The sequence below is a fragment of the Desulfoferula mesophila genome, assembly GCF_037076455.1.
Taxonomy (GTDB): domain Bacteria; phylum Desulfobacterota; class Desulfarculia; order Desulfarculales; family Desulfarculaceae; genus Desulfoferula; species Desulfoferula mesophila.
In genome coordinates, this window is the sequence record NZ_AP028679.1 from 1,239,522 (window position 1) to 1,259,666 (window position 20,145).

A 20,145-nucleotide genomic window follows, 5' to 3' on the forward strand; every position below is an offset into this window, starting at 1 on the left:
GGGGCTACTGGGCCGGGTTTTCCGGCTCGTCTTCGGTGGGGGGCAAAAGCCCCAGCTTGGTCTTGAGCCGGGTGGATATTTCTTCAAAAATCTCGGGAGTCTCGGCCATGAAGTTGGTGGCGTTGTCGCGTCCCTGGCCCATGCGCTCGTCGCCGTAGGAATACCAGGCCCCGCTCTTGGTCACGATGTCCGCTTCCACACCCATGTCCAGGATCTCGCCCATGCGGTTGATGCCCTGGCCGAAGAGGATGTCGAACTCGGCCTGCTTGAAGGGAGGGGCCACCTTGTTCTTGACCACCTTGACCCGGGTGCGGTTGCCCACGTCGGCGTCGCCGGACTTGATCTTGCCGATGCGCCGGATGTCCAGGCGCAGGCTGGCGTAGAACTTGAGCGCGTTGCCGCCGGTGGTGGTTTCCGGGCTTCCGAACATCACCCCGATCTTCATGCGGATCTGGTTGATGAAGATCAGCGCGGTGTGGCTCTTGGCCACCACGCTGGTGAGCTTGCGCATGGCCTGGCTCATCAGGCGGGCCTGCAGGCCCACGTGGCTGTCGCCCATCTCGCCTTCCAACTCGGCCTTGGGCACCAGGGCGGCCACCGAGTCCACCACCAACACGTCCACCCCGCCGGAGCGCACCAGGATCTCGGCGATGTCCAGGGCCTGCTCGCCGGTGTCGGGCTGGCTGACCAGCAGGTCGTCCACGTTGACCCCCAGCTTTTTAGCGTAGGCCACGTCCAGGGCGTGCTCCGCGTCGATGAAGGCGGCCACGCCGCCGGCCTTCTGGGCCTCGGCGATGATGTGCAGGGTCAGGGTGGTCTTGCCCGAGGACTCCGGGCCGTAGATCTCGGTGATGCGGCCCCGGGGCACCCCGCCCACGCCGGTGGCGATGTCCAGCCCCAGGGAGCCGGTGGAGATGGCGGGAACGTTCTGGGCCACCTCGCCGCTGCCCAGGCGCATGATGGCGCCTTTGCCGAAGTTGCGCTCGATCTGCTTGAGCGCGCTCTCCACCGCCTTATCCCGCTCGCTGCGGGTGTTGTTGTCGGCCATTGATACCTCCCGTGGCCCCGGCCCCAACTCAGGCCAGGGTTACGTGGTGCAAGGATTCATAGATCGGTCCGGAGCCGGTCAGGGTGCTTTTCATCAGCGCCACCCCCGCCGCCTGAAAAACCGGGCCCGCGACGGTCGCCATGCCGGCCAGGGCCCGGCTGAGCGGCGCGGTGGAGGGGGCTTTGCTTCCCCGCCGGGGGCGGCGCACCCGCCCCAGGGTCAGGTGGGGCTTGAAGGCGCGTTGTTCCGGCTCGAAGCCCAGGGGCATTAGGGCCGCCTCGATGGCCCGGGCCAGCCCGGCCAGGGGTTCGATGTCGCCCGCCAGGCCCAGCCACACCACCTTGGGGGCGCGCGGCCCCGGAAACGCGCCGCAGCCTTGGGCGGCAAGCTCCAGGGGAGGCCGCCCGGCGCAGGCTCTTTCCACTGCGGTGATTATATCCGCCGTGGCGCCGGGGTCCACCTCGCCCAGGAATTTGAGGGTCAGGTGAAGATTCACCGGCTCCACCCATTTTACATCAGCCCCGGTGGGCTTCAGCTCCCGTATGAGACCGGCGGCGAAGTCTTTCACCTGGTTGGGCATCTCAAGGGCGATGAAGGAACGCATGGTCCTCCAGGTAGCGACGCAGCATATCCAGGGCGGTCCAGGCGCTCATCAGCTTGATCTGGGCCCGGTCGCCCATGAAGCGCCGGTGCAGGGTCTTGACCCCGTCCTCGGCGGCCAGCCCGAAGTACACCGTGCCCACCGGCTTTTCCTCGCTGCCGCCCGTGGGCCCGGCGATGCCCGTCACCGCCAGCCCCAGGTCCACCCCGGATTCCAGGCGGGCCCCGGCGGCCATCTGGGCGGCGGTCTCGGCGCTCACCGCGCCGTGCTCGTTGAGAACCCTGGCCTCCACCCCCAACAGCTCCATCTTGGCCCGGTTGGAATAGGTGATCAGGCCCCGGTCCAGAAAATCGCTGGCCCCGGACACCCCGGTGATGAGATGGCCGACGAGCCCGCCGGTGCAGGACTCGGCCAGGGCCAGGGTGAGGCCCTCGGCGCTCAGGCGCTGGGCCACGCTGTCGGCCAGGCTCTGTTCGCCCTGGGCCACCACCTTGCCGCCCAGGCGATGGGACGCCTCGGCGAACAGCTCGTTCAACAGCACCTCGGCCCGGTGGGGCTCCGAGGTGCGGGTGGCGAGCAGCACCTCCTCGGCCGGGAACACCGGGTAGTAGCCCACCGACACCTCGGGATAGCCGGCGACCAGGCCGTCCAGGCGCTGGGCGATCTCGCTCTCCCCCAGGCCGAAGACGGTGAATTTTTGGCTGACCATGACTTTCTGGGGCGCGAAACGGCGCATCAGGTCGGGCAGCACGTGGGTTTCCAACAGGCGGTGGTTTTCCTGGGGGATGCCCGGCAGGAAATACACCGGCTGCTGGGCCGGGGTGGTGAGCATGAAGCCGGCGCAGCTCTTGTCCAGCACCTCGGCCCCTTGGGGAAGCTGGGCCATGCGCTCCACTCCGGGGGGCACCTCCCGGCCCACCGCCAGGAAGCACGCCTTGAGGTTTTGGATCATGCGGCGGCTCTCGGCGATCTCCAGACCGAAGTGGCGGGCCGCGGCCTGGGCGGTGATGTCGTCCTCGGTGGAACCCAGGCCCCCGCTTACCACCACGAAGCTGGCCTGGGCCAGGGCCTGGTCCAGGGCCCCGGCGATGGCCTTCATGTCGTCGCCCACCCAGATGGACGAGGCTATCTCAAAGCCCAGAGGGCTCAGGCGGGACATGGCGAAACGCGAATTGCGCTCCGCCACCCGGCCGCTGATCAACTCGTCGCCGATGCAGATTATAGCCCCGCGCATGGGTCTCATGCCTCCCGGCCGGGCTTGGCCACCCGCCCGTAGATTGTTGAAAATCCAGTTTTTCAAGCTATCAAGGGCGATGTTTTTTGTCAACCGCCGCGAGGGGTTGACCGCCGCCGCGCGGGTGGCTAAATTCAAGCTGCCCCACCTAGCGAGGAGGATGCATGCGCTGGTGTGATCTTAGTTGCCCCGAGGCGGGCTTCCCCAAGGAAAACGCGGTGGACGGAGCGGGAAGTTGCCGCACCTTCGCGGCCCTGTATTGCGCCAAGCTGGGGCGCCTGGTGGCCAAGAACGCGCCTTGCGCGGTGGAGGCCATGGCCCGGGGCGCCAAAGGAAAAGATAGCGGCGACAAGGGCCGGACCGCCTGAAAAACGCGGCCTACTCGTGGCTGCTCAACAAGCCCTTCACGCCGTTTTCGTTGGGGAGGCCAGCGGGCGAAAGGCCCAAGCGGCCCGCCGCTTGGGCCACCAAACCCCGACCCGCCGTTGGCCCGGCTAAGGCAGGCAATATTATTTGTTGTTTTGCCAATGAAAATTCGGTGGAAACTCTACCCAGGCGATGGCGTCGCGCGCGATCTGCACAAATTCCACCTGGCGCTCTTGGCCCTCCTGATCGCGCACGGTGACATTGCACAAACTGATGAAGTTGCCTGTCCCCCTTAGCCCGTCGTTGACCCCCTTGAGGGCATCGGAAGGGCGAATGGAGGAACTGGTGTCCTCCGGCACGTGGAACTCGCCGCTGATTGCGTGTCCCGATTTCAAAAAAAAGGTCAGGATGGTGTACTTGGTTGAGATTTTTAAACTGTAGGACGGGGCCATGATGCCACTCCAAGGCGCTAGCCTGTTTTTGTAGGCCAAGTTGCAGCCCTGACAGCGTTTTATCTGATTGGGCGGCGCTCAAAACAATATGATAAATACCCCTAGCCCAGACAGGTTGATGGGGAGCTCGGGGAACCATTGGTGAAAATGCGTTGCGGCGTTTGACGCTACAAAACAGGCAGGACATTGGCGTTGGGAATGTTATCTTATTGGGCAGAGGCCGTCAACTGAGTATTTTGCTTGGGCGTTTTGGCGCCGCGCCGGGGAGGGCAGGCCTAGTCTTCGTCTTCGTCCCTTTCGGACGGGGCGGGCTGGGGGGCGCCCAACTTGAAAAAATCCACCCCTTCTTCCTGGAGCATCTTTTCTTCCTCGTCGGTGGACACTCCTCGGATGTTGCGCGCTTCGCTGGCCCCGTAGTGGATTTTGAGGGCCTCCTTGGCAAACTGGGGGCCCACGTCCTCGAAGTTTTCCTGGATATAGCGCTTTAGGGAGCGGCCCAGCAATTGGGCCGCCTTTTCCTGGTCAGTGACGCCGCGCGACTTGGCAATGCCAAAGGAAGAGGGCACCCGCCGAACCTGGCTGCCACCGCAGACCGGGCAGGATACCAGGCCTTTTTTTATCTGCTGCTGGAGATCCTTGAGGTCGTCGAACCATCCCTCAAAGGAGTGCCCCTGGTCGCATTGCAGGTCGAAGACTATCATAAGTCCTTTGTATCACAGGCCAGGTGGCCATGCTAGTCGGGCTGGGCCGGAGGCAGCCAGCGGCGGCGTCCGGTGACGATGAAGCCGGTGTGGCCGCGCATGGTGTGCTTGGGGCGCACCGAGGGATGGCGCGCGTGCCAGTAGCGCTGCAAGGTCTCAAAGGAGGTGGGCAGGCAAAAGCAGCGCTCGGCGCTCAGGGCCTCCATCTGCTGCATGAGCTGCAGCACCGTGGGGATGTAGGCCGCCCAGATGCCGCCGGGGGCGATGGCCTCGGCCGCCGGGGTGATGAGCTGCCAGGGTTCGGGAATGTCGGTGAACAGGCGGTCGCAGGTGTGCCCGCCAAAGCCCTCGGCGATGGGGTCGGCCAGGACCGGCTCCCAGCGCTCCAGGTATTCCGGCCCCAGGTACAGGCCGATGTTTTTGCGGGTGCGGTTCAGGTGGTCCAGGCGCAAATCGTAGCTTAACAGACGGCCGTCCGGGCCCAGGGCCCGCAACAGGGCCATGCTGAAGGCGCCGTGGCCCACCCCCACCTCGATGACCTCCATGCCCGGAGCCACGTCGCCGTAGAACAGCAAGAGGGCCTGGTCCTTGGGGTAGATAACCTGGGCCTCCCGGGGCATGTTCATCACCAACTGCTCCATGGTGGGCAAAAACACCAGGTAGCGGCGGTGGTGGGGAGTGACCAGCAACTGGCCGTCGTGCAGGCCGGCCACGGTCTCCTGGTCCAGGTTCTCGCCCTTGAGGCGCAGCACGCGCCCCGGCTCGGGCACCTGGATCAGGTATTGCCGGTCCTTTTCGTCCACCAGGACCAGATGGGTGCCCGGCGGATGGGGAGGGGTTGATTTTTGCCGCGGCAAGGTGCCTCCTATAGTGCGAATGACTGGCAAGCTTTATAGCCCATGCGCGCGTGCTTGGGAAGGCCCGGGGCAAAAAAAGCGGGGGGCCCGAAGGCCCCCCGGCGGGTGCGATGCTAAGCGGTCCTACAGGATGGACAGGTAGCGGTTCAGCTCGAAGTCGGTCACGTGGGTGCGGAAGGCGTCCCACTCGGCGGTCTTGTTTTCGATGAACTTGCCGAACATGTGGTCGCCCAGGGTCTCCTTGACCAGCTGGCTCTTGGCGGTCAGCTGGATGGCGTCGCCCAGGGTGCCGGGCAGGGAGTTGATCTTGTGCTTCTTGAGCTCCTTGGGGGTCATCTCGAAGATGTCCTCTTCCACCGGAGCGGCCAGCTCGTACTTCTCTTCGATGCCCTTGAGGCCGGCAGCCAGCATCACCGCGAAGGCCAGGTAGGGGTTGCAGGAGGGGTCGGGGCAGCGCAGCTCGCAGCGGGTGGCGGCTTCCTTGCCGGGCTTGTACATGGGCACGCGCACCAGGGCGGAGCGGTTGCGGCGGGCCCAGGCCACGTACACCGGGGCCTCATAGCCGGGCACCAGGCGCTTGTAGCTGTTGACCCACTGGGCGATGATGGAGCAGAACTCGGGGGCGTGCTTGAGCAGGCCGGCGATGTAGCTCTTGCCCTCGGGGCTCAGGCCGAACTCGTCCTTCTTGTCGAAGAACAGGTTCTTTTTGCCCTTGAACAGCGACTGGTGCACGTGCATGCCGCTGCCGTTCTCGCCGAAGATGGGCTTGGGCATGAAGGTGGCGTACACGCCGTGCTTCATGGCGATCTCTTTGACGGTCAGGCGGTAGGTCATGGCGTTGTCGGCCATGGTCAGGGCGTCGGTGTAGCGCAGGTCGATCTCATGCTGGCTGGGGGCCACCTCGTGGTGGCTGTACTCCACGGTGATACCCAGTTTTTCCAGAGACAGAATGGTGTCGCGCCGAAGGTCGCTGGCCACGTCCAGGGGGGTCAGGTCGAAGTAGCCGCCACGGTCCAGAACCTCGGTGCCGTTGCTGTCCTTGAAGTAGAAGAACTCCAGCTCCGGTCCCACGTTCATGGTCAGGCCCATGTCGGCGGCCCTTTTGAGCTGACGCTTGAGGATGTAGCGGGGGTCGCCCACGTAGGGGGTCAGGTCGGGGTTGAGCACGTCGGTGAACATGCGGGCCACCGCGCCGTCCTCTTTGCTGCGCCAGGGCAGAATGGCGAAGGTCTCGGGGTCGGGCATGGCCACCATGTCCGACTCGTCGATGCGGGCGAAGCCCTGAATGGAAGAGCCGTCGAAGCCCATACCTTCCGACAGGGCCAGCTCTATTTCACCAGGGGTGACCGCGAAGCTTTTCAGAAAGCCCAGGATGTCGGTGAACCACAGGCGAATGAACTTGACGTTGTTGTCCTTGATCGCCTTCAGGACGCCTTCCTTGGTCATTTTTGCCATGCTCGTTTTCCTCCTTGCGAACTAAATTGGCTTGACCTTGGCCGCAATAAACATCGTGGAAGCCGTCCGGTCCCACGTTCTCGGGCGCGGCACTTTACAAATTGGTAGCTTGTATCTGGCGAAGCAATTTCTGCGCCAAATTTGTCAAAAAATTCAACCGGCTGATTTAGCTAGGTTTAGACGTTTAGCCTTTTGCCGAGCTGTTGTTGGTGGCTACCATTTGGTAGGAACGGCCTTAAATAAACCTACCATTTGGTGGGCCCGCCGGCTCTCTTGGCTTGATCCGGACTCACTAATGTACATCATAAAGGCCCGGAAGGCTTGGTAGCAAGCCTTCCGGGCCGGGGTTAGCCGAGGTTTACCGGGCTGCTAGCCCATGGCCGGGGGGCCGTCCTCGCCGGTGCGGATGCGCATGGCCTCTTCCATGGGCAACACGAAGATTACCCCGTCGCCGATCTCGCCGGTGCGGGCGCCCTTGACGATGGCCTGCTTGGCGGTCTCCACGAAGTCGTCGTTGAGTCCGATCTCCACGCGGACCTTCTTGAGCAGGTTCACTTCCTGCGCCACCCCGCGGTAGGTTTCGGAAAATCCCCGCTGGCGGCCGGATCCCACGACGTTGGTGACCGACATGTTGAAGATCTCGGCCTCGTACAGGGCCTGCTTTACGTCGTTTAGTCTTTCGGGCTTGATATATGCCACTATCATTTTCATGTGATCTTCCCCGCTTTCTACTTGGTGGTGAAGATCTGGAAGTCAGAGTAGGCTTCCATACCGTGTTCTTCGATATCCAGGCCGCGGATTTCCTCTTCCTTGCTCACCCGCAAGCCCATGACTGCCTTCACCGCCAGGAATACCACGAACATGCAGGCCATGGCAAAGGCCGCGCACACCACGGTGCCCATGATCTGGATGCCCAGCTGGGTGAAGCCGCCGCCGTGCAGCAGGCCGTCGTTGCCCAGGCCCAGGGCCTTCTGGCCCCAGATACCCACGGCGATGGTGCCCCACATGCCGTTGAAGGCGTGCACGGGAACCGCGCCGACCGGGTCGTCGATGTGCAGCTTGTCCAGCAGGCTGACGCCCAGGACCACGATGCCTCCACCGATGAGGCCGATGACCATGGAGGCCCAGGGGCTGACCACGGCGCAGGGGGCGGTGATGGCCACCAGACCGGCCAGGGCGCCGTTCATCATCATGGTAAGGTCGGGCTTGCCGAAGGTGACCCAGGTCAGGGCCATGGCGCCGATGGCACCGGCCGCGGCGGCCAGGTTGGTGTTGACCGTGATCAGGGCGATGGCGATGGCGTTGTCGGTACCCGAGGCGGCCAGCTGGCTGCCGGGGTTGAACCCGAACCAACCGAACCACAGGATGAACACGCCCAGGGCGGCCAAGGGGATGTTGTGGCCGGCCAGCACCCGGCTCTTGCCGTCGGGGCCGTAGCGGCCGATGCGGGGGCCCAGGATGAGGGCGCCGACCAGGCCGATCCAGCCACCGGTGCTGTGCACGATGGTGGAGCCGGCGAAGTCGAAAAAGCCCATGGAGGACAGCCAGCCGCCGCCCCAGGTCCAGTGACCGATGATGGGGTAGATGATGCCCGTGACGAACACCGTGGCCACCAGGTAGCTGGGGAACTTGGTCCGCTCGGCCATGACACCGGAAACGATGGTGGCCGCGGTACCGCAGAAGACCGCCTGGAACATCCAGGAGGCCCATATCGGCAGGGTGCCGTTGCTCAGGCCCGAAAGCCCGAATCCGGTCATCCCGATAAAGGAGTTGCCCTCGCCGAACATGAAGGCATATCCTACGATAAAGTAGAGAATGCTGGCCAGGGCGAAGTCCATGAAGTTTTTGGCCAGGATGTTGGCGGCGTTCTTGGCGCGAGTCAGGCCCGCCTCCACCATGGCGAAGCCCGGCTGCATGAAGAACACCAAATAGGCAGCCAAGAGCACCCACATCGTATCAATGTCGCTGATTTTAGGGGCTTCCTTGGCCGCCTCTTCCGCCCAGGCGGGCAAGGCGCATAGCATTCCCAAGCCCACTAGGGTGGTTAGAGAGGCCGTCACGCGCTTAATCATCTCTAACTGCTCCTTTTGGAATCGGCCCGGCCGGAGCCACTACCTCTGGCCGGGCCTTAGTTTTGAAAAGATCTAGAAGGACGCGGAAAATACCAAGCCCCAGTACATGTTGTTGTCGTCCTGGACACCTTCCATGGCGTCCTGGATGGTGCTGTCAATCAAGCCGGTAAGGACCACCTGAGGAGTCAAGGTCACGTACTCGCCGATCTTGAAGGGCACAGTCAGGTAGACCGAGTAGTCGGTCAGGCCGTCCTGGTCGGCGCCGTAGTAAAAGAGGTTGTTGTCGGTGCCGCCGTAGGCGATCGTGCCGCCCAGGCCCACGGCCCAGCCGACCATGTCGCTAAGCTTGGGCAGGTCGTGGGACCAGTCCAGAGCGCCCTGGATGTAGAAGCTGTTGGTCTCTTTTATGTCCCGGTAGATAGTGATGCTGGGGGTGACGATCCAGTCGTAGCTGACCCCGGCGTAGAGCTCGGTGGTGTCGGAAGCGTCGCTACCGGGGAAGGTGTAGACGATGACACCCACCGGGATGCTGAACTTGCCCAGCTCAAAGGTGTAGTCGGCGGTCAGGTCGATCTCGTCGAACTCGGTCTGCCGGCCGTTCTGATCGGTGAGCATGTAGTCGCCCCACACGTTGAAAGAAAAGCCGCCCACGCCCGCGGTGACCGAAGGCTGGGCTACCCAGTCGTCCACCACCACGATACCGCGCCATACGTACTTGCTGTTAAAGGCGACCTCGAAGTCCGCGGTGGGGGTCAGCTTGGCCTGGGCGGGGGTTGCGCCGGCCAAACCCAGGGGCAGGACCATGCAGATGGCCAGGATTAAAGTGATTGCCAGTTTCCTCATGATTTCTCCTTCCTGATGCGTTTCAGATATCTCTCGATTCATCCTCCAGCGACCAGCCTAGTCTCTGGAGCCATACCGATTTCCTATGGTCCTGTGCATTGGCAAAGTGTGTGCCATATAGTGGACCGGTGGAGATAATTAATGTAATAGGTTGATTTATAAAATAAAAAAAAGCAGAGGCTTCAAAAGGGCCTCTGCTGGATACCTATTAAAAGGTACCGATTTGTATGAATATGAGGGGTAAGTTACTTTTTCGTACGGAACCTGCGCGGGTCGATCCTATACCGCTTGACCCTCAGCCCCATGAGCCGCTCGCTGATTCCCAGGTTGCGCGCGGCCAGGGCCTTGTTGCCCCGGGAATTTTTGAGCGCGTCCGCGATCAGCTCCTTTTCCACGTTTTCCAGGGTGGATTTCAAGGTGCCTTGGTGCTGGGTGCCCGAGGCTTCGGCGGTCTGCAGGGTGGGCGGCAGGTTGTGGCCGTGGATGACCTCGTCGGAAGACAGGATCACCGCACGCTCTATATAGTTCTCCAATTCGCGCACGTTGCCCGGCCAGTGGTAGGTCATGAGCATGTCGATGGCCGGGGTGGAGATGCGCCGGATGGTCTTGCCGTTGGCTTCGCTGAATCTTTCGGCGAAGTGGTTGGCCAGGAGCAACACGTCGGTGCCCCGCTCCCTTAGAGGCGGCACGTGGATGGGGAACACGTTGAGCCGGTAGTAGAGGTCTTGGCGAAACGTGCCGGTTTCCAAGAGCTTTTCCAGCTCTCGGTTGGTGGCGGCGATGACCCGCACGTCGCTTTTGATGGTTTCGGTGCCGCCCACCCGCTCGAACTCGCGTTCCTGCAAAACCCGCAGCAGCTTCACCTGGGTGGCCGGGGACAAGTCGCCCACCTCGTCCAGGAAAATGGTGCCCCCGTCGGCCAGCTCGAAGCGACCCTTGCGTTGGTTGTGCGCCCCCGTGAAGGAGCCTTTCTCGTGGCCGAACAGCTCGCTTTCGATGACGCTCTCGGGCAGGGCCGCGCAGTTGACCTTGATGAAGGGTTTGGCGGAGCGCAAGCTGTTGTAGTGGATGGCGTGGGCCACCAACTCCTTGCCGGTGCCGCTTTCTCCCCGGATCAATACGGTGGTGTTGCTTTGGCAAACCTGGGCGATGAGGTCGTACACCATCTGCATGGCCTTGGATTTGCCAATTATATTAGTAGGATGAAAGCGGTCGCGCAGGGATTCCTGCAGTCGGTCGTTTTCCTCGCGCAGGCGCTGCTGCTCCTCCATCACCTCCTGGCGCAGGCGCACCCCCTGGGCGATCATGGAGCCGATGACGCTCATCAGCCGCACGTCTTCTTCCAGGGACACCGTGTTCTGGAACAGGCGGTCGGCGCTCAGCGCCCCGATCACCTCGTTGCCCAGCTTGATGGGCACACAGATAAAGGAGATGTCGCTTTTGTCCAGCTTGCTGCGCGCCCCGGTGCGGTCCAGGAAGTGGGGTTCGTCACCGATGTGCTCCACCACCATGGCGCGGCCGGACTGCACCACCTGGCCGGTAACGCCCTCGCCCAGCTTGTAGCGGCCCCGTTCACGCTGTTTGGCGCTAAGCCCGTGGGCCGCCTCGATCAATATCTCCCCGGTCTCCCGGTTCAGCAGGGTGATGGTGCCGCGCATCATGCCCATATGATTGGAGATCAGCTCCAATACCGGGGCCACGACGTCCCTGAGGTCCATGCTGCGCTCCAGGGTCCGGCTGATCTCGAAGAGCAGCGACAGCTCCTTGACCTCGCGCTGATAAGGTGCGGTATTGGGGCTCATGATCTTTATGTCACCTTTTTGTATAACCGGAGAGTAACTTGCCGGGGCCAAACATACCACGGGGTATGTTTGGGCGCAATGCATAACATATTGGTAGCTGAATTTAGATTTTAAAGCTTGGCGCCAAAGCCCGGCCGGTAATGGTTGGTGATGGGCAGGCGCCGGTCCCGGCCAAAGGCCTTGGGGGTGATTTTCACCCCCGGCGGGGCCTGGCGGCGCTTGTACTCGTTGATGTCCACCAAGCGGATCACGTCGCGCACCGTGGTCGGATCATAGCCCTGGGCCACGATCTCGTCCAGCACCAGGTCGTTTTCCACGTAGGCTTCCAGGATGGGGTCGAGCACCTCGTAGGGCGGCAGCGAGTCGCTGTCCTTTTGGTCGGGCCTTAGCTCGGCCGAGGGCGGCCGCGCGATGGTGGTCACGGGGATCAATTCCCGCCGGGCCTTCTGGTTGACATAATCCGAAAGCTTGTAGACCAGGGTCTTGGGCACGTCCTTGATCACCGCGAAGCCGCCGGCCATGTCGCCGTAGAGGGTGCAATAGCCCACCGCGGTCTCGCTTTTGTTGCCTGTGGTTAGCACCAGCCAGCCGAAGCGGTTGGACAGGGCCATGAGGATGTTGCCCCGGATGCGGGCCTGCAGGTTCTCGTGCTCCACCCCCGCCGGGCCGGGGCCAAAGGCCTCCCTGAGCTCGTCCAGGTAGATGTGGTAGATGTGGGCCACGGGCACGGTGAGCAGCCTGATGCCCAGGTTGGCGGCCAAGAGTTCAGCGTCCCCGCGGGTTTCGCCGGAGGTGAACTGGCTGGGCATGGTCACCCCGGTCACGTTTTCCCGGCCCAGGGCCTCCACCGCCACGCAGGCGGTCAGGGCCGAATCGATGCCGCCCGAAAGCCCCAGCACCACCCGCTTGAAGCCGTTTTTGCCCATGTAGTCGCGGGTGCCCAAGACCAGGGCCGCGTAGGTCTCGGCCAAATAGCCCATCTCCGTGGCGCAGTAAGGCGCCTTGGGGCGCGGGGGTTCGGGAAAGGGCAGGGGCAGGCGCAGGGAGGTCACCCCGGGCGCGTCCTCCAGGTCGGGCAACTCCACCGCCGGCGGCAGCTCCAGGTCCACCACCTGCAAGTCCGGCTTGAAGCGCGGGGAGCAGGCCACGGTCTCCCCCTGGGGAGAGATGACCAGGCTACCGCCGTCGAACACCAGCTCGTCCTGGCCGCCCACCATGTTGTTGTAGCAGACGTAGGAACCGGTGTTCTGGGCGAAGCGGGCTATGATCTGTTTGCGGATGTCCAGCTTGCCCGCGTGGAAGGGCGAGGCGGACAGGTTGAGCACCACCTGGGCCTTTTGCCGCAGGGCGCAGATTTCGCAATCATCGCCCTCCACCCAGACGTCTTCACAGATGGTCACCATCAGGCGCACCTGGCCCAGATCCAACAGCAGGCACTGGTTTCCCGGCGCGAAATAGCGCATTTCGTCGAAGACCCCGTAGTTGGGCAGCTCTTTTTTGCGATACACCGCCATCACCTCTCCCTGGCTGAGCACCGCCGCCGCGTTGTAGCAGCGGCCCAGCTCCGGGTCGGCGTCGGCAAAGCCCACCACCATGTTGGTCTGGGAGCAGTTCCTAGCCAACTCGCGCATCGCCGCCCGGCTGTCGGCCAAAAAGCGGGGCTTCAACAGCAGGTCTTCGGGAGGGTAGCCGGTGAGGGCCAGCTCGGGAAAGGTGACCAGATGGGCCCCGGCGGCCCGGGCGGCGTGTGCCTGCTCGCAGATCAGGGCCAGGTTGGCGCTGATGTCTCCCACGGTGGGGTTGATCTGGGCCTGGGCGATTCGCAGGATGGGCATGATCGTATTCCGTTAAGGTTAGCCGGCTGGGGCCTTAAGGGATTATACATACATGCGCGTCCGGGTAAAAATACCTACGTTACTAGGGTTTCGGCGGGGCCGCCGGCGCGGGGGCGGGGCGATGCTTCAGGGAAAAAAGGCGAGGGGCAAGAGCGCATGGCGCTCGCCAGGGGCCGTGGGCTTCAGGAGCGCCGCACGAACCAAAAGCAGGGCTTTTCGCCGGGCGCTGGCAGGGGCAGCTCCAAATAGCCTTGGCTGAAATAGAGCTCTTCCCAGCCGGACTCGGCCGCCACGTCGGCGTTGGTGCAGCGAATCAGCTCCCGCTCCAGCTCTACTTCCTCGCAAAACAGGCAATCTCTACAGGGCAGATTATCCATGGTTCCGGCTCAACGCTCCAGCATCTGTTGCAGGTTGATCATCTTTTGGCGCACGTTCTCCAGGGTGGCCATGAGCTTGAGGCTGTGATTGGCGAAGACGGAATCCCGCGAGCCGTTGAGCACCATCAGCGGCTCGAAGTCGGCCAGGCGAAGATCGCTCACGATGCTGTCCATCAACTCGCCGGAGCGCTTGATCTGCAAAACCTCGCGGAACTCCCAGCGGACGGCCAGCATCATTTCGTACATGGCGTAGGCCACGCCCCGGGCGAAATAGAAGTTGTCGTCGATCTGGGTCCAGGGCACCTTGACCTTGACCACCTGTTCGCCCTGCTGGGTGCTGTCGCCGGCGGTCTCCTCGCTCAGGCGGCGGCTCACGTCGCGGGGGGCGTTGGCCAGCCGGGTGTCCACCCCGCCCAAAAGGCTGGTGTACTGCTCCAACAGCTCGATGAGATTGTCGGCTCGGGGATAGAAGTGGCTTTCGTTCTTGGGCAGACCCTGGGCATAGGCCCTGAGCGCCTTGACCCCGTCGGCGAACTTGGCTTCGGCCGCCGGGAAGATCCAAAGATGGGGGTTGTTGGAAAAATCGGTGAAGGCCCGGTCGGCCTGGGGATCGATCTTGTCGGTGGTGCGCTGGCGCGAGAGCTTGTCCCGGAGCACCCGGGTGGAGTAGCGGATGATCTCCAACTGGCCCAACTGGAAGTTCTGGGGGTTGTCCAGGAGCACGGAGGGATAGATCGCGTCGTTGGGCAGCCAGGATTCCAGCATGTTCTGGCTGAGGGTGACCAGGGTGGCGGTGAACACCTCGCCGGGTACGGCGGCCTTTTGATTCTCCTGGCCTTGCCCCTGGGCGGGGACCGGATTGAAAAAGGGCGGGAAGGCGCGGTCGTATTCGTACCACATGATAAAGGGCGCCGAGATCACGTAGAGCAAGAAGGCCCAGAGGAACACGCGCCAGGCGCGGCCCAACGGGCTCAAGCCTTGGGCCAGGGGATTGAACCAGGAGGTTCCTCCCGATTGGGAATCGCCGGTCTGCTCTGCTTTCATCTTGCCACCTCCCCCGGGAAAGCTGCGGTACGCTCCTTTCTATTGTCCCGGCAAAAAGGGGTATGTCAAGGGCGGGAAGACTTGAGCTTGTTCACCAGGGCGGTGGTGGACAGACCCGGCACCAGGGGCAGGGAGTAAACCTGGCCCCCCCGGGCGCGCACCAAGGAGGCTCCCACGATCTTTTCCTCGGGCCAGTCGCCGCCCTTGACCAAGACGTCCGGGGCGATGGCCTCGATCAATTCCAAGGGGGTGGGCTGGCTGAAAAACACCACCGCGTCCACCGCCTGCAGGCCGGCCACCACGCGGGCCCGCTGGGCCTCGGGCACTATGGGCCGTTCGGGGCCCTTGTTCTGGGCCCGCACCCCCTCGTCGCTGTTGAGCCCCAGGATCAAGAGATCGCCCAGGGCGCGGGCGCGCTCGATGAGGTCCACGTGCCCGGCGTGCAACAGGTCGAAGCAGCCGTTGGTGAACACCACCTTCTTGCCCGCCGCCTGGGCGGCGCGGGCCAGCTCCACGGCCCGCTCTTGGATCATGATTTTTTGGCTGGTGTCCGGCATGGTCGGCTCCGGCCTCAATCTATAACGTGGACCAGGCGGCCCAGGCGCAGGCTGATGGGGAACTGTTTCCAAGACCACAGCACCACCTCGGCTCGGCCCACGATCTCTTGCCGGGGCACGAAGCCGCCGCGGCCCTGGTTCCAGAAGCGCGAATCATAGGAGTTGTCGCGGTTGTCGCCCATCATGAAGTAGCTGCCTTGGGGCACGGTGAAGGGCCCGAAACGCTCGCCCGCGTGGGAGCGGGGCGCGTAGCGGCCCCAGTCATGGGCCAGGGGCCGTCCGTTGATGTAGACCACCTCGCCGCGGATCTCCACCGTCTCGCCCGGCAGGCCCACGATGCGCTTCACGAAGTCGGAGCCGTGCCCCTGGGGGTTCTTGAAAACCACCACGTCGCCGCGCCGGGGATCGACCAGCGGGGCCAGCACCAGGTCGGTGAAGGGAAGCTTTAGGTCGTAGCACAGCCTGTTGACCAGCATGTGGTCGCCGGGCAGCAGGGTGGGCTCCATGGAGCCCGAGGGCACCCAGGAGGCCTGCACCGCCCCGGCCCTGAGCACCGCGCTGATGACCAGGGCCCACAGCAGGGCTCCGCCCCAGCCGCGCAGGAAACGCTTGAGCGCTCCCTGGCTTGGTGGCTGTTCTTCTTTCATGCCTTCCTCCAGTTGTCGGGGCCGCGCATCAACCGCCGCAGCCCGTGGCCCGCACCAGGGTGAGCACCTCCACCCGCGCGGCGCCCGCCTGTTTGAGCACCTTGGCGCATTCGTTCACCGTGGCCCCGGTGGTGTACACGTCGTCCACCAGCAGCACCCAGGCTCCCGGCACCTTTTCCCGCCAGGCCGGGGACAGAGCGAAAGCTCCCTCCACGTTGCGCTGCCGGGCCTTGGGGTCCAGGCCCACCTGGGGTCTAGTATAACGCTTTCGCCGCAACAGGCGGGGGGCCAACTCCAGCCCCTGGCCGCCGGGCAGGCCTTGGGCCAAGACCAGGGCCTGGTTGAAGCCGCGGCTAATCAGGCGGCGGGGATGCAGGGGCACCGGGGCGATGAGGTCGGCGGTGGCCCACCAGGAACGGGGGGCGGCCCCCAGCAGGCGGGCCAGGCCCTGGCCCAGCCAAAAGCGGCGCTGATACTTGAAACCGCGCACCGCCTCGGCCAGGGGCCCCTGGTGCAGGGCCAGGGCGCGGGCGGCGTCAAAGGCCGGGGGCGCGGCGGCGCAGGCCGGGCAGTGCCAGGCGTGGCCGGGCCGCCCGCAGATGCGGCAGGCGGGGGCGGGGGGGGCCTGCACCTGCTCGGCGCAGGCGGGGCAGAGAAAGGCCTCGGGCTCCACCGGGCCGCCGCAGGCGGGGCAGGCGGGCGGGAAGATCAGGTCGCGCAGGCCTTGGGCCAGGTTGGCCAGCGACCACGCCCCCGCTTCGGCCATAGTCTCTCCTAAAGCCTAGAGCTGCTCCGCCACCCGCTGGGCAAAGGCCGAGCAGGCCACCTCGCGGGCGCCGGGAATCTGGCGGGCCAGGTCGTAGGTGACCTCGCCGGCCAGGATGGCCCGCGACAGGGCCGGGGCGATCTTCTCGGCCGCCTCCAGCCAGCCCAGATGCTCCAGCAGCATGGCCCCGGAGAGGATCACCGAGCCGGGGTTTACCTTGTCCAGGCCCGCGTACTTGGGAGCCGAGCCGTGGGTGGCCTCGAACACCGCCGCCTCGTCGCCGATGTTGGCGCCCGGGGCCATGCCCAGCCCGCCCACCTGGGCGGCCAGGGCGTCGCTGATGTAGTCGCCGTTGAGGTTGGGGGTGGCCAATACAGCGTATTCCTCGGGCCGCAAGAGGGCCTGCTGGAACATGTTGTCGGCGATGCGGTCCTTGACCACCACCTGACCCAGGGCGATTTCCTGGCCCTCGGTCACGTAGCGGCCCGCGTATTCCTGGGCGGCCAGCTCGTAGCCCCAGTCCTTGAAGGCCCCCTCGGTGAACTTCATGATGTTGCCCTTGTGCACCAGGGTCAGCGATTCGCGGCCCCGGCCCAGGGCATAGTCCAGGGCCCGACGGATCAGGCGCTGGCTCTTGAACTTGCTCATGGGCTTGATGCCGATGGCCGCTTCCCGGTCCAGCTTGGTGCCCATTTGATCGTTCATGAACGTGATCAGTTTGGCCGCCTCGGCGGAGCCCGCCGCCCACTCGATGCCCGCGTAGACGTCCTCGGTGTTCTCGCGGAAGATCACCATGTCCACCGCCTCGGGGCGCTGGACCGGGCTGGGCACGCCGGGGATGTAGCGCACCGGGCGGATGCAGGCGTAGAGGTCCAGCACCTGGCGCAGGGTCACGTTGATGGAGCGGAAGCCGCCGCCCACCGGGGTGGTGAGGGGGCCCTTGATGGCCACCTTGAGCTCGCGGATATTATCCACCGTGGCGGCGGGCAGATGCTCGCCGGTTTGCTCATAGGCCTTTTCCCCGGCCATGAGCTCCACCCAGTGGATGCGCCGCGCCCCGCCGTAGGACCCTTGCACCGCCGCGTCCAAAACCAGGCGCGAGGCGTGCCAGATGTCCGGGCCGGTGCCGTCGCCCTCGATGAAGCCCACCGCCGGTTGGCTGGGCACCTCCAGGGAGCCGTCGGAGCGCTGTTTGATGAACTCGGCCCCCTCGGGAAGCTTGCTTTGCAGATCGCTGGTCATCTAGGATTTTTCCTCGCTGTAGCCCTGCGTGCGGGCATAGGCCACGAACTCTTCGTGGGAGATATCGGGGTCTATGCCGGGGCAGGCTTGGCGGGCGTCCTCAAAGGCGCTGGGATTGGCCAGGATGCCCGGAAAAAAGGGCCAGCGGCGGCAGATGGCCGGCTTGGCCTGGTGGATGCGGCAACCTTGGGGGCCCATGAGGCCGCAGGCCCCGTCGGCTCCCACCAAAACCTCGTAGCGCCCATCGCGCTCCCGGCAGTGGCGGGCTATGAACTGATCGGGGCTCAGGTCGACGAGCGCGGCGGCGGCGGCGATTTCCCCGGCCTCCAGGAAGATGCCTCCCCGCCCCTGGCAACAATCGTTGCAGCGCTGGCACTCGAAGGGAGCCCGGTGTTTTTTGGGTTTCATTTGGGTCATGGTTCCGTGAGATTACAACGGCGGGCCCGCCAAGGCAAGCTCAGGCGCCTATGATGGGGAAGTGGTTCTTTTTGATGAACTCCACCGCCTCGGCGGCGTCGCGCTGGGCCCGGTACCAGTGGCGCCCCCTGAGCTGCACGTCGCCGTCGAGCAGGCGGCGATCGTCGGGGTGCACCCGGTGGCGCTCCACGAATTCTCCGGGCAGCTCGTCGGGCACCAGGCCCTCTTGGCCGCTGATGATGGCCCAGGCCAGGGTCCAGGCCCGGGCCACGTTGACCAGGTTGTATCCCCCCCCGCCCAGCACGATCCAGCGGCCCCAGGCCAGGTCCTTGAAGCGGCGCACCGCGTAGCCGAAGCCCTTGGTGGTAAGGTTCAGGTTGGCCAGGGGGTCGGTCATGAAGGTGTCCACCCCCAGCTGGGTCACCACGTAATCCGGGGCGAAGGCGGTGAGCAGGGGAGGCACCACCTCCTCGAAGCTCTCGATGAACACGTCGTCGTCGGTGTCGATCCACAGGGGCAGGTTCACCGAAAAGCCCTTGCCCGCGCCCCGGCCCATCTCCTCCTGATAGCCGGTGCCGGGGAACAAGGTGGCCGGATGCTGGTGCAGGCTGATGGTGAGCACCTGGTCGGTCTCGAAAAAGGCCCACTGCACCCCGTCGCCGTGGTGGGCGTCGATGTCCACGTAGGCCACCCGCTTGCCCTCCCGGGCCAGGCGGCGGATGGCCAGCACCGGGTCGTTGACATAGCAGAACCCGGCGGCCCGGGCGGTGATGGCGTGGTGCATGCCTCCCGAGATGTTGAAGGCCGCCGGAAAGCCCTCGCGGCTCACCAGGCGCGCGGCGGCCAGGCTGCCTCCGGCGATGAGGGCGGACAGCTCGTACATGCCCTCAAAGATGGGGTTGTCCGCCGGCCCCAGGCCGAAGGCCACGTAACCGCTGGCCAGGGAGCTGGCCGAGAGCTCCCGCAGGGTCTCCAGATAGCGGCGGTCGTGGTAGATCATCAGCTCTTCGAAGCTGGCGGGCTCGAAGGAAGTGGGGGGCGCCTCCAGACGGCACAGGCCGATCAGCTCGTTGGTCAGGGCCAAGCGCCGCATGCGCATGGGATGTTGCGGCCCATAATCAAAGCGCTGAAATTCATCGGTGTAGAGATAGGCCGGCTCGGACAACGCTTTGTTGGGAGCCATGTTGCTTACCGCCTAAGGATAGTTACAATATAGTCGAGACAGGATAGCACCACCGGCGGCGGGGGGCAAGCATTGCGGAGGCCCCTTGGTTGACACCCTCCCGTGCGGCTGGTAAACTCGCATTTTACCGTTTTATCAGCCTGTTGGAGCCCTTGGGCTGGGAGGAATTCGCCGTGAGCTTGGCCCAGACGGTCGAGGCGGACCTTAAGAACGCCCTTAAGTCCAGGGATGAGTTGACCACCAGTTGCCTGCGATTGGTGCGCGCCGCCTTCAAAAACCAGGAAAAAGAGCAGAGGCGCCCCCTGAATGGCGAAGAGGAGATCAAAATTCTCTCCACGTTGGCCAAACAGCGCCGCGATTCCATAGAACAGTTCACCAAGGGCGGGCGCCAGGACCTGGCCGACAAGGAGCAGGCCGAGCTCAACATCATCGAGGCCTATCTGCCCACCCAGTTGGACCCCCAGGCGGTGGCCCAGGTGGTGGACGAGGTGTTCGCGGAGCTCAACCCCCAGGGCATGAAGGACATGGGGGCGGTGATGAAAGAGGCCATGGCCCGCATGGCCGGGCAGGCCGACGGCAAGCTGGTGAACCAGCTGGTGCGCCAGAAGCTGCAAAACTCCTAGGTGGGGGACCTGATTACGGGTCG

Annotated in this window: 22 protein-coding genes; 2 read left to right on the plus strand and 20 right to left on the minus strand. The window is 64.3% G+C overall.

Annotated elements, in window-relative coordinates; all coding sequences use genetic code 11:
* Nucleotides 1-4: 4 nt before the first annotated feature.
* The 3 genes from recA to AACH32_RS05400 are packed head-to-tail and all read right to left on the minus strand — an operon-like array spanning nucleotide 5 to nucleotide 2,883.
* Nucleotides 5-1,048, minus strand: coding sequence for a recombinase RecA (gene recA, locus AACH32_RS05390; protein WP_338605754.1), 1,044 nt, complete (start codon nucleotides 1,046-1,048; stop codon nucleotides 5-7).
* A gap of 28 nt (nucleotides 1,049-1,076) precedes the next feature.
* Nucleotides 1,077-1,652, minus strand: a complete 576-nt coding sequence (gene thpR, locus AACH32_RS05395; protein ID WP_338605755.1) for an RNA 2',3'-cyclic phosphodiesterase — start codon at nucleotides 1,650-1,652, stop codon at nucleotides 1,077-1,079.
* Complete coding sequence (locus AACH32_RS05400; RefSeq protein ID WP_338605756.1) at nucleotides 1,630-2,883, minus strand: CinA family nicotinamide mononucleotide deamidase-related protein; 1,254 nt, start codon at nucleotides 2,881-2,883, stop codon at nucleotides 1,630-1,632. The genes thpR and AACH32_RS05400 overlap by 23 nt, the downstream gene beginning before the upstream one ends.
* 164 nt (nucleotides 2,884-3,047) lie before the next feature.
* Between AACH32_RS05400 and AACH32_RS05405 the strand changes: the two genes are divergently transcribed.
* Nucleotides 3,048-3,251: a hypothetical protein gene (locus AACH32_RS05405; RefSeq protein WP_338605757.1), complete on the plus strand. Its 204-nt coding sequence runs from the start codon at nucleotides 3,048-3,050 to the stop codon at nucleotides 3,249-3,251.
* A 141-nt stretch (nucleotides 3,252-3,392) separates the two neighbouring features.
* Here AACH32_RS05405 and AACH32_RS05410 read toward each other — a convergent pair whose 3' ends face one another.
* The 17 genes from AACH32_RS05410 to AACH32_RS05490 all read right to left on the minus strand — a co-directional run bounded on the left by AACH32_RS05410 (nucleotide 3,393) and on the right by AACH32_RS05490 (nucleotide 19,499).
* Complete coding sequence (locus AACH32_RS05410; protein WP_338605758.1) at nucleotides 3,393-3,701, minus strand: hypothetical protein; 309 nt, start codon at nucleotides 3,699-3,701, stop codon at nucleotides 3,393-3,395.
* Nucleotides 3,702-3,976: 275 nt separating this feature from the next.
* Nucleotides 3,977-4,402 (minus strand): DUF1178 family protein, encoded by a 426-nt coding sequence (locus AACH32_RS05415; protein ID WP_338605759.1) that lies wholly within the window; start codon nucleotides 4,400-4,402, stop codon nucleotides 3,977-3,979.
* A gap of 32 nt (nucleotides 4,403-4,434) precedes the next feature.
* On the minus strand, nucleotides 4,435-5,259 hold the full coding sequence (locus tag AACH32_RS05420) for a tRNA (adenine-N1)-methyltransferase (RefSeq protein ID WP_338605760.1): 825 nt from the start codon (nucleotides 5,257-5,259) through the stop codon (nucleotides 4,435-4,437).
* A 123-nt stretch (nucleotides 5,260-5,382) separates the two neighbouring features.
* Entirely contained in the window at nucleotides 5,383-6,714 is a 1,332-nt protein-coding gene (locus tag AACH32_RS05425) for a glutamine synthetase family protein (protein ID WP_338605761.1), read from the minus strand.
* 369 nt (nucleotides 6,715-7,083) lie between these two features.
* Nucleotides 7,084-7,425 (minus strand): P-II family nitrogen regulator, encoded by a 342-nt coding sequence (locus tag AACH32_RS05430; protein ID WP_338605762.1) that lies wholly within the window; start codon nucleotides 7,423-7,425, stop codon nucleotides 7,084-7,086.
* Between the two features lie 17 nt (nucleotides 7,426-7,442).
* Entirely contained in the window at nucleotides 7,443-8,786 is a 1,344-nt protein-coding gene (locus tag AACH32_RS05435) for an ammonium transporter (protein WP_338605763.1), read from the minus strand.
* A 72-nt stretch (nucleotides 8,787-8,858) separates the two neighbouring features.
* Entirely contained in the window at nucleotides 8,859-9,629 is a 771-nt protein-coding gene (locus AACH32_RS05440) for a TorF family putative porin (RefSeq protein WP_338605765.1), read from the minus strand.
* A gap of 245 nt (nucleotides 9,630-9,874) precedes the next feature.
* Complete coding sequence (gene nifA, locus AACH32_RS05445) at nucleotides 9,875-11,431, minus strand: nif-specific transcriptional activator NifA (protein WP_338605766.1); 1,557 nt, start codon at nucleotides 11,429-11,431, stop codon at nucleotides 9,875-9,877.
* Between the two features lie 110 nt (nucleotides 11,432-11,541).
* The gene (locus tag AACH32_RS05450) at nucleotides 11,542-13,266 is read right to left on the minus strand and encodes an NAD+ synthase (RefSeq protein ID WP_338605767.1); all 1,725 of its coding nucleotides are present in this window, start codon (nucleotides 13,264-13,266) and stop codon (nucleotides 11,542-11,544) included.
* Between the two features lie 182 nt (nucleotides 13,267-13,448).
* Nucleotides 13,449-13,643 carry a hypothetical protein gene (locus AACH32_RS05455; RefSeq protein ID WP_338605768.1) on the minus strand — a complete coding sequence of 65 codons (195 nt, stop codon included), beginning with the start codon at nucleotides 13,641-13,643 and terminating at the stop codon, nucleotides 13,449-13,451.
* A gap of 9 nt (nucleotides 13,644-13,652) precedes the next feature.
* Nucleotides 13,653-14,687 (minus strand): DUF2333 family protein, encoded by a 1,035-nt coding sequence (locus AACH32_RS05460; protein ID WP_338605769.1) that lies wholly within the window; start codon nucleotides 14,685-14,687, stop codon nucleotides 13,653-13,655.
* Nucleotides 14,688-14,752: 65 nt separating this feature from the next.
* The gene (rfaE2, locus tag AACH32_RS05465; RefSeq protein ID WP_338605770.1) at nucleotides 14,753-15,244 is read right to left on the minus strand and encodes a D-glycero-beta-D-manno-heptose 1-phosphate adenylyltransferase; all 492 of its coding nucleotides are present in this window, start codon (nucleotides 15,242-15,244) and stop codon (nucleotides 14,753-14,755) included.
* 14 nt (nucleotides 15,245-15,258) lie between these two features.
* Nucleotides 15,259-15,891 carry a signal peptidase I gene (gene lepB, locus AACH32_RS05470; protein ID WP_338605771.1) on the minus strand — a complete coding sequence of 211 codons (633 nt, stop codon included), beginning with the start codon at nucleotides 15,889-15,891 and terminating at the stop codon, nucleotides 15,259-15,261.
* A 28-nt stretch (nucleotides 15,892-15,919) separates the two neighbouring features.
* A complete protein-coding gene (locus AACH32_RS05475; protein ID WP_338605772.1) occupies nucleotides 15,920-16,657 on the minus strand; it encodes a ComF family protein in 738 nt (245 codons plus the stop codon).
* Between the two features lie 15 nt (nucleotides 16,658-16,672).
* Nucleotides 16,673-17,899, minus strand: coding sequence for an isocitrate dehydrogenase (NADP(+)) (icd, locus tag AACH32_RS05480; RefSeq protein ID WP_338605773.1), 1,227 nt, complete (start codon nucleotides 17,897-17,899; stop codon nucleotides 16,673-16,675).
* Nucleotides 17,900-18,307 carry a YkgJ family cysteine cluster protein gene (locus tag AACH32_RS05485; protein ID WP_338605774.1) on the minus strand — a complete coding sequence of 136 codons (408 nt, stop codon included), beginning with the start codon at nucleotides 18,305-18,307 and terminating at the stop codon, nucleotides 17,900-17,902. It lies immediately after the preceding gene.
* A 49-nt stretch (nucleotides 18,308-18,356) separates the two neighbouring features.
* Nucleotides 18,357-19,499 carry an acetoin utilization protein AcuC gene (locus AACH32_RS05490; RefSeq protein ID WP_338605775.1) on the minus strand — a complete coding sequence of 381 codons (1,143 nt, stop codon included), beginning with the start codon at nucleotides 19,497-19,499 and terminating at the stop codon, nucleotides 18,357-18,359.
* 173 nt (nucleotides 19,500-19,672) lie between these two features.
* Here AACH32_RS05490 and AACH32_RS05495 point away from each other — a divergent pair, with 173 nt between their 5' ends.
* A complete protein-coding gene (locus tag AACH32_RS05495) occupies nucleotides 19,673-20,122 on the plus strand; it encodes a GatB/YqeY domain-containing protein (RefSeq protein WP_338605776.1) in 450 nt (149 codons plus the stop codon).
* The last annotated feature ends 23 nt before the right edge of the window (nucleotides 20,123-20,145 follow it).

What these genes read in the sequence shown, in the direction of transcription:
- AACH32_RS05425 (WP_338605761.1), bottom strand. Translation starts at nt 6,714, where the DNA reads ATGGCAAAAATGACCAAGGAAGGCGTCCTGAAGGCGATCAAGGACAAC.
- AACH32_RS05430 (WP_338605762.1), bottom strand. Translation starts at nt 7,425, where the DNA reads ATGAAAATGATAGTGGCATATATCAAGCCCGAAAGACTAAACGACGTA.
- AACH32_RS05475 (WP_338605772.1), bottom strand. Translation starts at nt 16,657, where the DNA reads ATGGCCGAAGCGGGGGCGTGGTCGCTGGCCAACCTGGCCCAAGGCCTG.
- rfaE2 (WP_338605770.1), bottom strand. Translation starts at nt 15,244, where the DNA reads ATGCCGGACACCAGCCAAAAAATCATGATCCAAGAGCGGGCCGTGGAG.
- AACH32_RS05460 (WP_338605769.1), bottom strand. Translation starts at nt 14,687, where the DNA reads ATGAAAGCAGAGCAGACCGGCGATTCCCAATCGGGAGGAACCTCCTGG.
- nifA (WP_338605766.1), bottom strand. Translation starts at nt 11,431, where the DNA reads ATGAGCCCCAATACCGCACCTTATCAGCGCGAGGTCAAGGAGCTGTCG.
- recA (WP_338605754.1), bottom strand. Translation starts at nt 1,048, where the DNA reads ATGGCCGACAACAACACCCGCAGCGAGCGGGATAAGGCGGTGGAGAGC.
- thpR (WP_338605755.1), bottom strand. Translation starts at nt 1,652, where the DNA reads ATGCGTTCCTTCATCGCCCTTGAGATGCCCAACCAGGTGAAAGACTTC.
- lepB (WP_338605771.1), bottom strand. Translation starts at nt 15,891, where the DNA reads ATGAAAGAAGAACAGCCACCAAGCCAGGGAGCGCTCAAGCGTTTCCTG.
- AACH32_RS05410 (WP_338605758.1), bottom strand. Translation starts at nt 3,701, where the DNA reads ATGGCCCCGTCCTACAGTTTAAAAATCTCAACCAAGTACACCATCCTG.
- AACH32_RS05450 (WP_338605767.1), bottom strand. Translation starts at nt 13,266, where the DNA reads ATGCCCATCCTGCGAATCGCCCAGGCCCAGATCAACCCCACCGTGGGA.
- icd (WP_338605773.1), bottom strand. Translation starts at nt 17,899, where the DNA reads ATGACCAGCGATCTGCAAAGCAAGCTTCCCGAGGGGGCCGAGTTCATC.
- AACH32_RS05400 (WP_338605756.1), bottom strand. Translation starts at nt 2,883, where the DNA reads ATGCGCGGGGCTATAATCTGCATCGGCGACGAGTTGATCAGCGGCCGG.
- AACH32_RS05415 (WP_338605759.1), bottom strand. Translation starts at nt 4,402, where the DNA reads ATGATAGTCTTCGACCTGCAATGCGACCAGGGGCACTCCTTTGAGGGA.
- AACH32_RS05405 (WP_338605757.1), top strand. Translation starts at nt 3,048, where the DNA reads ATGCGCTGGTGTGATCTTAGTTGCCCCGAGGCGGGCTTCCCCAAGGAA.
- AACH32_RS05435 (WP_338605763.1), bottom strand. Translation starts at nt 8,786, where the DNA reads ATGATTAAGCGCGTGACGGCCTCTCTAACCACCCTAGTGGGCTTGGGA.
- AACH32_RS05485 (WP_338605774.1), bottom strand. Translation starts at nt 18,307, where the DNA reads ATGAAACCCAAAAAACACCGGGCTCCCTTCGAGTGCCAGCGCTGCAAC.
- AACH32_RS05490 (WP_338605775.1), bottom strand. Translation starts at nt 19,499, where the DNA reads ATGGCTCCCAACAAAGCGTTGTCCGAGCCGGCCTATCTCTACACCGAT.
- AACH32_RS05440 (WP_338605765.1), bottom strand. Translation starts at nt 9,629, where the DNA reads ATGAGGAAACTGGCAATCACTTTAATCCTGGCCATCTGCATGGTCCTG.
- AACH32_RS05455 (WP_338605768.1), bottom strand. Translation starts at nt 13,643, where the DNA reads ATGGATAATCTGCCCTGTAGAGATTGCCTGTTTTGCGAGGAAGTAGAG.